The sequence below is a fragment of the Parabacteroides timonensis genome (assembly GCF_900128505.1).
Classification (GTDB): Bacteria; Bacteroidota; Bacteroidia; order Bacteroidales; family Tannerellaceae; genus Parabacteroides; species Parabacteroides timonensis.
Genome location: NZ_LT669941.1, coordinates 1062987 through 1077597 on the forward strand (window position 1 = coordinate 1062987; position 14611 = coordinate 1077597).

General features: G+C 43.7%; 17 protein-coding genes. 4 read left to right on the forward strand and 13 right to left on the reverse strand.

Going from position 1 to position 14611, the window contains the following annotated elements:
* Positions 1–35 precede the first annotated feature (35 nt).
* The 13 genes from BQ7394_RS11895 to rpmB form a co-directional block, all read right to left on the reverse strand.
* On the reverse strand, positions 36–416 hold the full coding sequence (locus BQ7394_RS11895; protein WP_075557633.1) for a RidA family protein: 381 nt from the start codon (positions 414–416) through the stop codon (positions 36–38).
* 12 nt (positions 417–428) lie between these two features.
* Positions 429–1181 (reverse strand): 23S rRNA (guanosine(2251)-2'-O)-methyltransferase RlmB, encoded by a 753-nt coding sequence (rlmB, locus tag BQ7394_RS11900; RefSeq protein WP_075557634.1) that lies wholly within the window; start codon positions 1179–1181, stop codon positions 429–431.
* 55 nt (positions 1182–1236) lie between these two features.
* Complete coding sequence (locus tag BQ7394_RS26285; protein WP_075557635.1) at positions 1237–1662, reverse strand: hypothetical protein; 426 nt, start codon at positions 1660–1662, stop codon at positions 1237–1239.
* Positions 1663–1682: 20 nt separating this feature from the next.
* The gene (locus BQ7394_RS11910; protein ID WP_075557636.1) at positions 1683–2444 is read right to left on the reverse strand and encodes a hypothetical protein; all 762 of its coding nucleotides are present in this window, start codon (positions 2442–2444) and stop codon (positions 1683–1685) included.
* Positions 2445–2512: 68 nt separating this feature from the next.
* Positions 2513–4177, reverse strand: a complete 1665-nt coding sequence (gene recN, locus BQ7394_RS11915) for a DNA repair protein RecN (RefSeq protein ID WP_075557637.1) — start codon at positions 4175–4177, stop codon at positions 2513–2515.
* A gap of 9 nt (positions 4178–4186) precedes the next feature.
* A complete protein-coding gene (porD, locus tag BQ7394_RS11920; protein WP_075557638.1) occupies positions 4187–5089 on the reverse strand; it encodes a type IX secretion system protein PorD in 903 nt (300 codons plus the stop codon).
* On the reverse strand, positions 5086–6288 hold the full coding sequence (coaBC, locus tag BQ7394_RS11925) for a bifunctional phosphopantothenoylcysteine decarboxylase/phosphopantothenate--cysteine ligase CoaBC (protein ID WP_075557639.1): 1203 nt from the start codon (positions 6286–6288) through the stop codon (positions 5086–5088). Before coaBC ends, porD begins: the two co-directional genes overlap by 4 nt.
* A gap of 9 nt (positions 6289–6297) precedes the next feature.
* A complete protein-coding gene (locus BQ7394_RS11930) occupies positions 6298–7449 on the reverse strand; it encodes an iron-containing alcohol dehydrogenase (RefSeq protein WP_075557640.1) in 1152 nt (383 codons plus the stop codon).
* A 5-nt stretch (positions 7450–7454) separates the two neighbouring features.
* Complete coding sequence (locus BQ7394_RS11935; RefSeq protein ID WP_075557641.1) at positions 7455–8225, reverse strand: 3'-5' exonuclease; 771 nt, start codon at positions 8223–8225, stop codon at positions 7455–7457.
* Positions 8226–8235: 10 nt separating this feature from the next.
* Positions 8236–9360, reverse strand: coding sequence for a DNA polymerase III subunit beta (gene dnaN / locus BQ7394_RS11940; protein ID WP_075557642.1), 1125 nt, complete (start codon positions 9358–9360; stop codon positions 8236–8238).
* 193 nt (positions 9361–9553) lie between these two features.
* A complete protein-coding gene (locus BQ7394_RS11945) occupies positions 9554–9706 on the reverse strand; it encodes a DUF4295 domain-containing protein (RefSeq protein WP_075557643.1) in 153 nt (50 codons plus the stop codon).
* A gap of 16 nt (positions 9707–9722) precedes the next feature.
* Entirely contained in the window at positions 9723–9911 is a 189-nt protein-coding gene (rpmG, locus tag BQ7394_RS11950; protein ID WP_007657199.1) for a 50S ribosomal protein L33, read from the reverse strand.
* 18 nt (positions 9912–9929) lie between these two features.
* A complete protein-coding gene (gene rpmB, locus BQ7394_RS11955) occupies positions 9930–10169 on the reverse strand; it encodes a 50S ribosomal protein L28 (protein ID WP_005638129.1) in 240 nt (79 codons plus the stop codon).
* A gap of 263 nt (positions 10170–10432) precedes the next feature.
* On the opposite strand from rpmB, the gene BQ7394_RS11960 reads away from it, so the two are divergent.
* The 4 genes from BQ7394_RS11960 (at position 10433) to BQ7394_RS11975 (ending at position 14601) form a co-directional block, all read left to right on the forward strand.
* Positions 10433–11035, forward strand: a complete 603-nt coding sequence (locus tag BQ7394_RS11960; RefSeq protein WP_075557644.1) for a nitroreductase family protein — start codon at positions 10433–10435, stop codon at positions 11033–11035.
* Between the two features lie 16 nt (positions 11036–11051).
* Positions 11052–12401 (forward strand): dihydrolipoyl dehydrogenase, encoded by a 1350-nt coding sequence (gene lpdA / locus BQ7394_RS11965; RefSeq protein WP_075557645.1) that lies wholly within the window; start codon positions 11052–11054, stop codon positions 12399–12401.
* Positions 12401–13132 (forward strand): lipoate--protein ligase family protein, encoded by a 732-nt coding sequence (locus BQ7394_RS11970; protein ID WP_075557646.1) that lies wholly within the window; start codon positions 12401–12403, stop codon positions 13130–13132. The genes lpdA and BQ7394_RS11970 overlap by 1 nt, the downstream gene beginning before the upstream one ends.
* Before the next feature lie 122 nt (positions 13133–13254).
* Positions 13255–14601: a dihydrolipoamide acetyltransferase family protein gene (locus tag BQ7394_RS11975; protein WP_075557647.1), complete on the forward strand. Its 1347-nt coding sequence runs from the start codon at positions 13255–13257 to the stop codon at positions 14599–14601.
* The last annotated feature ends 10 nt before the right edge of the window (positions 14602–14611 follow it).

Genomic DNA, 14611 nt, shown 5'->3' on the forward strand with positions numbered 1-14611 from the left:
AATTCAAAAGTCCCTTATTTTTTCAACTATGATTATCAAGCCTTTACAGCAATCACTTCAATCTCTACCAAACCATTCTTCGGCAATGTTTTTACGGCTACGGCAGAGCGAGCCGGGAAAGTTCCTTCAAACTGTGAAGCATATACTTCATTCATTGCTACGAAATCGCCCATATCGGCAAGGAATACGGTTGTTTTCACCACATCGTCGATATCGTATCCTGCTTCTGTCAGGATAGCCTTAACGTTCTTGAAAGCCTGTGCTGTCTGTTCCTTCACAGCACCTTCCACGAAGTTGCCTGTTGCCGGATCGATACCCAGCTGGCCGGAAGCAAATAACATATTTCCTACTTGTACTGCCTGGCTGTAAGGGCCTATTGCGGCAGGTGCATTTGTTGTTGCAATAACTTTTTTCATTGTGTTTATCTATTAGTTGTTTTGTTCTTCATTCATACGCTGACGCACTACCTCATAAATAAGGATAGAACTTGCCACCGACACGTTGAGTGAACCGATCGTCCCGAACTGAGGAATCTTCACCATGCTGTCGCAGATACGCAGGTTATCCATCGAAACACCTGTATCTTCCGCTCCCATTACGATAGCAACGGGACCCTCATATTTGATAGCTGTATAGTTCTCGTATGCTTTCTCGCTAGCAGCATATACTTTCACTCCGCTTGCCTGCAGGAAACGGATCGCTTCCGAAATGCTTTTCTCTTTACAAACGGGTAATACATGCAGGGCTCCGGCAGATGTCTTGATCGCATCAGCATTGACAGTGACGCTTCCTTTTGCCGGAATAACAATAGCATCGACTCCTGCACATTCGCAAGTACGGGCTATCGCTCCGAAATTGCGGACATCGGTAACGCCGTCCAAAAGTACGATGAAAGGGCTTTTTCCCTGCTCATAAACAAAAGGTATAATATCTTCCAGACGCTGATAAGTCACAGCCGGAATAAAAGCGATCACTCCCTGGTGATTTTTCCGGGTCAAACGATCGAGACGCTCTGCCGGTACACGTTGAACAGGAATCTCACGTCCTTTCAGTACTTCAAACAGTTCACGGGACAACTCCCCCTGCAACTCGCGCTTTATAAGAATTTTATCTATTTCCTTATCGGCCTGGATAGCCTCTATCACGGCACGTATGCCGAATACCATTTCGTTCTCTTTCATCAAATATATATTAACTGTATTCTTTCAATTGAATGCGAATGCAAATATACAAACATTATTTACTGTTTTGCCGTTCCTTCACGCCTTGAATAAGAAATAATATTCCGGTTATGATAAGGGCTGAAGAAAGGCCCGTATAAAAAACAGAAATAAAGGAGTCAGGCAATAAACGGGAATGACGGATTCCTACACCGAAAGTGATCATAAAAATCATCACAATCCAACCTTTGACATCAAAGAAAGAGAAAGGACAATTTTTTTCTCCCTTTCGGGCAATACGTTCGCTATGCTTCCTGAATAGACGTAGAAACACAAAATTAAGGAACAACAAAAATACGATAACTGCTTCTCCCACCTTAAGCACCGAGTAATGGGCATCATGCATCCATGTAAGAATTCCGATCCGTAGAATATTAATTCCGGCTATGATCCATACACAACCGGCTATTAATAATAATATGTGCTTATTGACTCTGAACATCCGTCTACTTTTACCGACTTTCAGCTTCTGCGATACACTTCAGAACGCTTACTTTCCTGTCGTTTGTTATCTTTCTTTTCTTTTTCCTTACGGTTTTTGTCACGATCTTTCCTGTTGTCGGAATTTTTATCCTTATTATACCGGTCGTTCTTCGGTCTGGAAGGTCTGTCGTAATGCTGGTTATGATCGGGACGGTTATTTTTATCCGGACGCCATTGACCGTTGTTATGGTTAGGACGGTCGGGACGATGTTCGGGATGACCGGGGCGATCATATTTACCCGGGTACCATTTACCATCATCAAAACGTCCATTCCATCGTCCGTTAGTATATTCCCACTGGTTATGCCAGTAATGATCCTCATAACGCCAGCAAACATTCGACGGGCGATATTCCGGATAATGAGGGTTGTTATACCAACCCTGATAATCATGAATACGCTGCGGACGTTCGCGAACGAAACGAACATACAGGCGGAACTGTGAAGGAGAAAGAACGCGTTGCAACTTACGGTCGCGTTCCATACGCAGATTGAATATTTTCTTGGCAGACTGATCCCAGTAACGGTAATGTTTACGGGCCTCTTTCTCTATCTTCTGACCGTATTTATGAACGATATTGTGATAATCGGCAGCTTGTCGTCCATTCAGACGCATGGCCTGTTCCATCCAAAGGCAACTCTGGCAATGTGGTTCATTCCAACCAAAACTGATCCAAAACTGAGCTCGTCCCGGCAAACTACACAACAAAATCAACAAACATATAAAGCTAATCCGTTTCATGACTTTTAGTTTTTAGTTAGTAATTACTACTATGACCAATTCCGGATGAAATGGTTTAACAGGCAAAATCACCGTTTCACCTTCAATAACTCTTTCGCATTGGCAATCGAAGCCCCTGTCAGGGAGGCACCGCTCAACATACGAGCCACTTCCTTTATGCGCTCATCTTTGTTCAGTTTCTTGATACGGGTAATCGTACGTTCTGTCGTATCTTCCTTATAGACAAAGAAATGCTCTTTACCTTTTGCTGCGATCTGTGGTAGATGCGTAATGGTGATCACCTGCATTTTTGCACCCAGTTCCTGCATAATATCCCCCATTTTATCGGCAATATCCCCGGAAACTCCTGTATCCACTTCATCAAAAATAATTGCAGGAAGGGCAGTAAAACCGGCAATCATTGCCTTTATGCATAACATCAGGCGGGAAATCTCACCACCGGATGCCGTTTGTGCCACCGGTTGCAGTTCACCGCTCTTATTGGCAGAGAAGAGAAAGCGGATATCGTCCATTCCATCGCTTTCAGGTTCGGGACGGGAAACGAAATCGACGGCAAACTGTACATTAGGCATTCCCAACGGAATGACCATCTCCACCAATTGGGAGGCGATCGCACGGGAGGCAATCTTACGCTGCTCGCTCAATACGGCAGCCTGTTGAAGCAGTTCCTGGTGAGAAATATCCAACTGTCCCTTTATCGCTTCGATCTGTTCATCGAACGAATCGATATCACGTAGTTGCTCTGTATATTTATCCTGTATGGCAATCAGTTCCTCTACGGTAGAAACACGATGTTTCTGCTCCAACGTATAAAGCGTATTCAGACGTTCGTTCACCCAGTCCAGGCGTTCAGGGCTGAACTCCACATCTTCTTTCAGGACATCGGTTTCGGAAGCCAGATCATTCAGGTCGATATAAGCCGACCGCAAACGTTCGGCAATCTCTTTCGCTTTAGGATAATAACGTTCCAAAGAGTCGGCAGTAGAAAGCGCCTCTTTTATCAAGCGGACACTCCCCTGTTCCTCACCATTCAGTAACTCGGTTATCTTATATAATGAACCTTTGATATCTTCAGCATGCGACAATGTTTCCAACTCCTGTTCCAGTTCTTCTTGTTCACCGGCAACCAAACGAGCCTCCGTCAGTTGCTCCAGCTGGAAACGAATATAATCTTCTTCCTGTCGGTTCTGATCGGCTTTCTCCGTCACCTCCCTCAATTCCCTTTTCAGAGACTGGTAACGCTGGTACTCCTTACGATACAGGATCAACAGAATCTCGTTCTCCGCCATTACATCGATCACTTTCAACTGAAAACGATTATCGCCCAACAACAAGTTCTGATGCTGCGAGTGGATATCGATCAGACGGCTGCCTAACTCCTTCATCACATTCAGAGAAACAGGCGAGTCATTTACGAAGGCGCGCGATTTACCGGAAGCAAATAATTCCCGGCGAAGAATACATATCTCCGGATCATACTCCAGATCATTTGTATGGAAAAACTCTTCCAACTGGTATTTGGAAACATCAAAAGTCGCCTCGATCACACATTTGTCGGAGCCATTCTTTATGCTCTTTCCATCTGCACGCTGACCGAGAACCAATGATAATGCCCCTAAAATAATAGACTTTCCGGCTCCCGTTTCACCAGTTATCACCGAAAAGCCGTTATCGAACTGAATATCCAGACTATCTATTAAGACAAAATTCTGTATAAATAAAGATTTCAGCATAGTTCATTTTTATTTTTTAAGTGCCTCCAAACGGGTGGTCATTGCCGGATAGAGATTAGAAAGCAGCTTATATCCTTCCTGTTTCTCCGTTGTAGTCGCTTTAGAATAGATAGCAACGATTTCATCCAGTTTAGCATCGGCAAACATCTGTAACAGGACAGAGTTCGGTCGGGTTTTCTTCAACTCCTCCATAACCGGCAACAGAGAGATAATTGTCGTACGGCCACGATCAGGATTAGCTGCCATTTCATCGAGTCCTTTGCGATGATAGTTGTACCACATATCACGGAAAGCCTCAGAAGTGTTATCCGTCAGAGCAGTAGCAAGAGCATGGCGGTTACGGTCGCTATCGAAAGCCTTCCAGCCGTTCCACGACATTTGCGCCTGCGCCAGGGTTACGATCTGTTGTGCCTGCTGAAAGAAAGGATTTCCCCCCTTCGGAGCAAAACTATCGAAATCAAGTCCCAGAATGGTATAAATGTAGAAAACAAGTGTAGCCGTCAGATTACTGCTCAATGAGTTTTCCGTATATTCAAACGGTTCGTACTCCGTGTAATCGAAATCGAGCTGGGTGTCACGAAAGTTCAACAATGTGGTGGTATAACTGGAGTTATAGACCGGACGACGTGCCTGAACCTGTATTTCAGCCTTGAAGCTATTGTCGGAAGGCTTTTCATTGATGATAATATTAAAAGTACAGTCAATCCTTTCGTTGACAGCAAAGGTTGCATCCGTCCATTTCCGGTTATTGATAAACTCGATCAATGCTTTTTCCAATGTTTCAAACACCGTTGTCGTACCCTGGATCTTATCTCTGTTGATTTTGACCTGGGCTATCAACTCTTGTGCATTACCGGTAAAAGGTAGGGTTCCCAACAGGAACAGGAATAACAGTCTTTTAATCATTTTCATTTCAATAATGTTGCCAACTTGTTTACGATATCAGTCGCCACCCCCTGTTTACTTTTCAGCGGATAGCTGGCTACTTCTCCCTTGTTGTCGATAATTGAGATCTTATTGGTATCGCAACGAAATCCGGCACCGGCATCACGAAGTGAATTCAACACGATGAAATCGAGGTTTTTCCGCTTCAACTTACTTTCAGCATTGGTCGCTTCATTGTTCGTTTCCAACGCAAAACCGATCAGCACCTGCCCCTCCCGTTTGATTGCTCCTAAAGAGGCAGCAATATCCTTGTTAGGTACGAGGTGAAGCATAATATCCCCTTTACTTTCCCGTTTGATCTTCTCGTCAGCCTGTACCTCCGGACGGTAATCCGCCACGGCAGCACACAGAATTCCGGCATCCGCCTCCGGATAGGCAGCCATAGCTGCCTCGTACATCTCTTCGGCGGACTCTACATCGACCCGGTGTATATTCGGATGCGTCGTTGTCAACGAAACCGGTCCAGCGATCAATGTAACTTCCGCTCCCTGCGCTGCACAGGCTTCCGCCAATGCAAATCCCATCTTTCCGGAAGAATAGTTACCTATAAAACGTACGGGATCAATCTTTTCGTACGTCGGACCGGCAGTTATTACAATCTTTTTTTTTTCAAGTACGGATCGGGAAGCAAAAAACTCTTCCAGGACAGTGATTATCTTGTCCGGTTCTTCCATTCTTCCCTTGCCAACCAGATGGCTGGCCAACTCGCCTTCGGCTGGTTCAATGATATGGTTTCCGAATGAACGGAGACGATCCAGGTTCTGCTGGGTAGAAGGATGAGCAAACATATCCAGGTCCATAGCGGGAGCCACAAACACCGGAGCTTTACATGACAGATAAGTCGTGATCAACATATTATCTGCAATACCGTTCGCCATCTTACCGATCGTCGAAGCCGTAGCCGGAGCAATCAGCATAGCATCTGCCCATAATCCGAGGTCGACATGGCTGTTCCATGAACCGTCGCGGTTAGAGAAAAACTCACTGATAACCGGCTTACTACTTAAAGCAGAAAGCGTTATCGGTGTAATAAACTCTTTTCCGGCAGGGGTTATCACCACCTGTACTTCAGCACCTTTCTTCACCAGGGCACGGATAATATAAGCAGCCTTGTATGCCGCTATACTTCCTGTAATTCCCAGTATGATATGTTTACCTTTCAACATCTTTTTTTCTTATAAACGCAACATCAGGATGTCGCGCGTTACCTTACTGTCAATATTATGGTGTTCACCCAAATGCCAGCCCTGCTTATCTACCGGGGCAGCCAGTGCATCCAGATCGCTTTCCTTAATACCGCATTCGCCTAAACGGGTTTTCAATCCCATATGACGGAAGAAATCTTCACAGGCAGCGATCGTTTTACGGGCACGTTCCTCTTCTGTTCCTCCTGTAATGCCGAATACGACTTCACCCATACGTGCCAGTTTCACCTGTTTTTCCTTAAACATGTAAGTCATGACACCCGGCAACAGAATAGCCAATGTCTGTGCATGATCCAAACCGAACTGGGCAGTCAGAGCATATCCCATCCGATGGGACGACCAGTCCTGAGGCACTCCTTGTCCGATCCATACATTCAAAGCATTGGTGGCAGCCCACATCAGGTTGGCACGGATATCATAATCGTTCGGATGATCCAGTACTTTCATTCCTTCTTCATAGATAACCTTCATCAGGCCTTCGGAGAAAGCATCCTGTACTTTTGCATTAACGGGATAGGTCAGATATTGTTCGACAACATGGATAAACGAGTCCACCACGCCGTTCGCCACCTGCCGGGCAGGTAATGAATAAGTCACTTCCGGATCCAGGATAGCGAACTGAGGGAAGACTAACGGACTGGCAAAGTTCAGTTTTTCGCGAGTCCCGACACGTGAAATAACAGAACGTTCGTTCATTTCCGAACCGGTAGCCGATAAAGTCAAGACAGCCCCCAATGGCAATGCCTGTTTTATCACCCCACCTTTCGAAAGAATATCCCAGGGCTCTCCTTCGTAATAATAAGCGGCCGCAATAAATTTGGTAGCGTCGATAACCGACCCTCCACCTACAGCCAACAGAAAGTTTATATTTTTCTCCTTGACGATCTCTACCGCTTTCATACAGGTTTCATAGTGCGGATTGGCCTCGATACCCGGAAATTCCGTCACCTCAAAGCCTTTCAATGCCTCTGTCACCTGGTCATAGATACCGTTCTTCTTTATACTTCCGCCTCCGTAGACCATCAAGACCTTGCTTCCGGCAGGGATCAAAGCGGATAAACGTGCAATTGAGCCTTTCCCGAAGACAACCTTTACAGGATTGGCAAACTCAAAGTTGTTCATTGCTGTTATTTCGAATTAAAACCTCTCAATTTAATTTCGGTGAGTATCTTCTTGGTATTCAGCGGGAAGTCACCGTTCATAATCCAGGAATAATATCCGGGGTCTGTCTTTAATACTTCTTCTACCAGCTTTCCTTTATATTTACCGAAGTTGATCACTTCCTCTCCCTTTTCGTTATATACCATGCGTCCGGCAAAATCCACATTGTCGGTAAAGCTGGAATATTTGGAAAGAAAATCAATATCGTTCTGTAATTCGGAATAACGGTCCAGCTGCGCCTTCAGGATCTCGTAGGTAGCCATTGTATCTGCTTCTGCCGTATGGGCATTTTCCAGACTCTTGTCACAATAGAACTTATAGGCAGCCGACAATGTACGTTGTTCCATTTTATGGAAAATAGTCTGAACATCGACAAATTTGCGTTTATTCAGGTCGATATCCACGCCTGCCCGAAGGAATTCTTCCGCCAGCAGAGGAATATCGAAACGGTTGGAGTTGTATCCGGCCAGGTCGCAACCTTCGATCTGTGCAGCCAGCGACTTGGCTATTTCTTTAAAGGTAGGACAATCTTTTACATCTTCATCCGTAATACCATGAATGGCAGTCGACTCCGGTGGAATCGGCATTTCCGGATTGATCCTTCTCGTCTTCGTCTCTTCCTTGCCGTTAGGGTGAACCTTTACAAAAGAGATTTCAACGATACGGTCTTTTACGATATTTATACCCGTAGTCTCCAGGTCGAAGAAGACTATCGGGTTCTTTAAGTTTAATTGCATTTTTTATTTGTTAGTCATTCAACATCATCGGCATGAGAAGCATCAATAAGTCTTCGTTCTCTTCATTTTCTGCAGGAACGATCAAACCGGCACGTGATGGATCAGCCAATTCCAGAATTACTTCTTCCGAGTTAATGTTACTCAATATTTCAATCAGGTAAGTTGCCTTGAAACCGATGTTCAGCTCTGTTCCGTCAAACTGGCACACGATCTTTTCTTCCGCAGAAGTAGAGAAATCGATATCCTGTGCAGAAACAATCATTTCACTCTCCTTCAACTGCAACTTAACCAGGCTGCTTGCCGGGTTGGAGAATACAGATACACGTTTCAGTGCATTCAGGAATGAAACACGATCGATCGTTACCTTAAACGGATTTTCCTGCGGAATTACACTGTTATAGTTCGGATAACGTCCTTCGATCAGGCGGCAAACCATTTCAAAGTTCGTGCAATTCACATAAGCATTATTGTCATCAAACTTGATACTTACCATTTCTGAACCTTTAGCCAGCACATTCTTCAATAGGTTAGCCGGTTTCTTCGGCAAAATGAAAGAAGCTCTTTCCGGCGATTTCACCGACAGGTTACGTAAACGAACCAGTTTATGTCCGTCCGAAGCGACAAAAGTCAGGTCATCCGTATGAATGTCGAAATAGACACCGTTCATCACCGGACGAAGCTCGTCGTCGGCTGTTGCAAATAAAGAACGGCTGATACCGTTGAGCAACATCTGCGATTCGACAGTAATTGCGATCGCATTATCATTCAGCGGCTTCTGTTGCGGATAGGTATCCCCTTTCTGCCCGATGAAATTGTACTTTCCGTTCTGGAAATGGATAAAGATCTCCAGGTTCTCATCGTTGATATCAAAAGTAAGCGGTTGCTCCGGCAATTCTTTCAAAGGATCGAGCAGTATCTTAGCAGAAACAGCGAAAAGCCCGGTACCTTTTGAATTCATCACCTCAACAGAAGTAACCAGACGTGTTTCAGCATCCGAAGCTGTTATAGTCAGTTTATTACCGTCAAGGTCGAACAGGAAGCTGTCGAGAATAGGTAAAGAGTTCTTAGACGCAATAACTTTGCTGATAGACTGCAAACGGGATAACAGCGCAGTGCTGGATACATCAAATCTCATGGTTCTTAATTGTTTATATTATTAATCTTATTATTATACATTTTATTCGCGATGCGTCATAAACGCCCATACAAAAGTAAAAAAATATTTGATTTGAAGCATTATTATACGCGTTCTTTTCTTTCAGTTGAAAAGAACAAAAAAAGAGGTTCTCTTTTGGGAGAACCTCTTTTTGTATTTTATAGAGCAAAGATTATTTCGCGAAATAATCTTTTACCAATTCGTTTGGAACCATTTCTTCCTGGAAGATGTAAGCACCAGTTTTCGGAGACTTAACCATCTTAATTACTTTTGAGTAAGTACGACCGTCACCTTTCTTAAATGTTGCAACTGCTTTTTTTGCCATCGTTTAAAATCTCCTATTACTTAATTTCTTTGTGTAAAGTCATCTTCTTCAGGATCGGGTTGTATTTCATCAATTCCAATCTCTGAGTTGTATTTTTTCTATTCTTGGTAGTGATATATCTGGATGTACCCGGCATACCGCTTTCTTTGTGTTCAGTACATTCCATGATTACCTGAACTCTGTTACCTTTTGCTTTCTTTGCCATTTCTTATTTTCCTCCAAATTAAGCGTTTAAATAACCTTTTTCAGCTGCCTTCTTAATCGCTGCATCTAAACCCAGCTTATTGATAGTACGCAAGCCTGCGGCTGAAATATTCAGGCTAACCCAACAATCCTGTTCTACCCAGTAGAACTTTTTAGTAAACAGGTTAACATCAAACTTACGTTTCGTTCTTCTCTTAGAGTGAGAAACGTTGTTGCCAACCATTGCTTTCTTTCCGGTAATTTGACAAATTTTAGACATTGCTATCTTCTTTTTTTATTAACGCAATAAATTAATTACAACTCCTGCTATCTGTCTTCCCTTTCCGAACTAGCATCATGATCAGAACGAAGATTCTAATAGAGTTTCTCTCTTTACAGGGCGCAAAGGTAAAAAATATTTTTTATTATTCCACACAAATCTGCAATAAATTTCACCTATACCTATATATAAACATTCATGCAACAAAAGAACAACTTTTTCGGTTCTACTAATAATAATAAACATAAATACTTACAGATATTATGGCTAAAAATTTTAAAGAAGCAGTAAAACACAGGAGATCCTATTACAATATCACTAACAGTTCTCCTATATCAGACAATGAAATTAAAGAGATTATCGACTTTGCAGTAACAAACGTACCTTCGGCATTCAATTCACAATCGACAAGGATTGTTCTTCTTTTAGGTGAAAATCATAAGAAATTCTGGGATATCACAAAAGAGGCCCTGCGTGTTATCGTTCCGGCAGAAGCGTTTGAAAAAACACTTGTCAAGATTAATACCAGTTTCGATTGCGGATACGGCACTATCCTGTTTTATGAAGATATGGAAGTGGTGGAGAATTTACAGAAAGCATTTCCAAGCTACAAAGATAACTTCCCCATTTGGTCGCAGCAGACATCAGCGATGCATCAGTTCGCTATATGGACAATGCTAGAGGATGCCGGTCTAGGTGCTTCCCTGCAACATTATAATCCATTGATCGATGAAATGGCACAGAAAGAATGGAACATCAATCCAAACTGGAAATTGATCGCCCAAATGCCGTTCGGAACGCCGACCAAAGAACCGGGTGAAAAAGACTTCAGACCTTTGAGTGAAAGGGTTTTGATATTTAAATAATTAAAGTTAGTTGATTATGAAATACGATATAGCCATTATCGGAGGAGGACCTGCCGGCTACACTGCTGGTGAACAGGCCGCCGAAAATGGGTTAAAAACTATTCTCTTTGAAAAGAATGCCATCGGTGGAGTTTGCCTGAACGAAGGATGTATTCCTACCAAGACATTATTATATTCAGCCAAAATACTGGATAGTATAAAGAGTGCTTCCAAATATGGAATACAGGCGGATGCTTCTCCGGGCTTCGATTTGGGTAAGATTATTGCCAGAAAGAACAAGACTGTAAAAAAGCTGACGCTCGGAGTCAAAGCCAAACTCAATGGCAATGGTGTGACAATCGTGCAGGGAGAAGCAGTTATCCGGGGAGAAGAATACGGATATATCCTGATCCAATGCGGTGAGGAGGTATTCGCTGTAAAAAACATCCTGCTTTGTACTGGCTCTGAAACTGTCATCCCCCCTATCAAAGGGTTGTCGGACGTAGCGTACTGGACTTCAAAAGAAGCACTGGACATGAAAGAGCTTCCCCAGTCGATTGCTATTATCGGAGGTGGAGTGATCGGTATCGAATTTGCTTCATTCTTTAACAGTATGGGCGTCAAAGTGAAGGTTATCGAAATGATGCCTGAAATACTTGGAGCTATGGATAAAGAAGCGTCGGCTATGCTCCGTACAGAGTATGCAAAGAAAGGCGTCGAGTTTTTCCTTGAGACAAAAGTTATCGAGGTAACACCCGACAGTGTCATTGTGGAAAAAGACGGGAAAACAGAGAAGATCGAAGCAGACAAAATATTGGTCAGTGTCGGCCGTAGAGCGAATATCAGTAATCTGGGTCTTGAAACACTCTCTGTGGAACTTCTCCGCAATGGTGTGAAAGTGAACGAATATATGCAAACCTCCCATCCTCATGTGTATGCCTGTGGTGACGTAACCGGTTTCTCCATGTTGGCTCATACGGCCTACCGGGAAGCGGAAGTCGCCATCAATCATCTATTGGGACGCGAAGACAGGATGAGTTACAAAGCTATTCCAGCCGTTGTTTACACCAATCCGGAAGTCGCAGGCGTAGGAAAAACAGAAGAAGAGTTGAAAGCTGAAGGTACGCCCTATAATGTGGTAAAGATCCCTATGACTTATTCCGGTCGTTTTATGGCAGAGAATGAGACGGGAACCGGATTATGCAAGCTTATCACCGACACAGACGACCGCATTATCGGTTGCCATCTACTGGGAAACCCTGCGTCGGAAATCATTATTGCAGCCGGCATTGCCGTAGAAAACGGTTACACGACAGAGCAATTCAAAAAGAATATCTTTCCCCATCCTACGGTTGGAGAAGTTATACATGAAAGTTTATACATGTAATGCTTTGCGTTTACAACACCCATACAGACGCCTGGTTCAATCTCGCAGCAGAAGAATATCTTCTAAAGAACTTTTCGGAAGATATCTTTATGTTGTGGCAGAATGAACCGGCTGTCGTTATCGGGAAACATCAGAATATATGGGCAGAAGCCGATATGGAGTTTATAGAGGAAAAGCAAATCCGGATAGCCCGCCGCTTCTCCGGAGGTGGTGCAGTGTATCACGACATGGGAAACCTGAACCTCACCTTTATTGAAAACAGCAGCCAGATCGACTCCATCCGGTTTACAGAAAGTATAATCCGCTTCCTTGAGAGTCTCGGAATTCATGCAAAAGCCGACGAACGGCAGGGATTAACCGTCGACGGGCTGAAAATATCCGGAAGTGCACAGGCTATCCATAAACACAGGATGATGCATCATGCGACCTTGTTGTTTTCCACAGATCTGGATATGCTTAACCAGGTTCTTCAACCATCGGGTATCTTATCCTCTCACGGAACCATCCCCCATCCTTATTTTGTCAAATCGGTAAAAAGCCCGGTCACAAACCTATCCGGTATGTTTCCAAAATCCACCTCCATCGACGAACTGAAACGCTCGCTGATGGACTATTTTTTCACTCATACAGATAATAACCGTTATTACGAGTTCAACGCAAGTGACCTGGAAGAGATCCGGTTGTTAAGGAATAACAAATATGCTGACAAAAACTGGATTTACAACACTTAACCCTTGTAACATAGAACTTTCCACATCTAACCGTTGTTCTATTTTAACGATAGAGAATATTAAAACGTATAGGTCAACTGGACTTATCCGGCGAAAGAACAAAGCAAAAAGATTAATAAACTATGGCTACATTTGAAATAAAAATGCCCAAGTTGGGCGAAAGCGTTACGGAAGGTACCATTATCTCCTGGTCTGTAAAAAACGGTGATCAGGTAAACGAAGATGATGTGCTTTTTGAAGTAAGTACGGCAAAAGTAAGTGCGGAGATCCCATCTCCCGTTGCCGGCAAAGTACTTAAAATATTATTTAGTGAAGGCGATACGGTGGCTGTGGGAACAACTGTGGCCATTATCCAACTGGAAGGATCTGAAGAGGATATTCCCGACAACAATGCAACTCCCCAAGAAGAAGCAGACAATAACACTGCAAGTGCAAACGCTGTAAATTCATCTACCATCATTCCAAAGGCACAGGCTGCAAAAGAAGATGAAAGATGGTATTCACCCGTCGTTCTTCAGATGGCTAAAGAAGCCAATCTGAGTAAAGAAGAAATGGACCTTATTCCGGGAACCGGCTATATGGGACGTTTAAGTAAAAAAGATATGAAAGATTATCTTTCCGGAAAGAAAGGTACAACTCCAAAGCAGCAACCTCAATCCGCTCAGGCTGTATCGGAGAAAAAGTCGGAACCGGCTATTCAGGTTCAACAGGCAGTAACACCTTCTCCGTCACATTCCTCTACCATTACAGCCGCTCCATCGTCGGCTACCGCAGAAGATAAGGTGGTTGAAATGGATCGCGTACACAAGATTGTTGCAGATCATATGGTATTATCCAAAAAGGTTTCCCCGCACGTCACTACAGTAGTAGAAGTAGACGTTACCAAACTGGTGAAATGGCGTACCCGTAACAAAGATGCTTTCCAGAAACGTGAAGGTATCAGCCTGACATATATGCCGGCTATTACGGAGGCTACTGCCAAAGCGCTGGCTGATTTCCCACAGGTAAATGCGTCGGTAGAAGGTTATCAGATGATCCTGAAGAAACATATCAACGTAGGTATTGCCGTCTCTTTAAATGACGGAAACCTGATTGTTCCAGTTGTTCATGATGCCGACAAACTGAATCTGAACGGTCTGGCTGTCGCCATCGACTCACTGGCAAACAAAGCTCGTAACAATAAACTATCTCCGGACGATATTCAGGGAGGAACCTTTACGATCACCAATTTCGGAACATTCAAGAACCTGTTCGGCACACCGATCATCAACCAACCCCAGGTAGCTATTCTGGGAGTAGGCTATATCGAGAAAAAACCGGCAGTGATTGAAACACCGGAAGGCGATATGATCGGCATCCGCCATAAAATGTATCTGTCGTTATCATACGACCACCGGATCATTAACGGAACATTGGGTGGTGCTTTCCTGCGCCGCATTGCCGATTATCTGGAAAACTGGGATCTTTAATAATTAATAT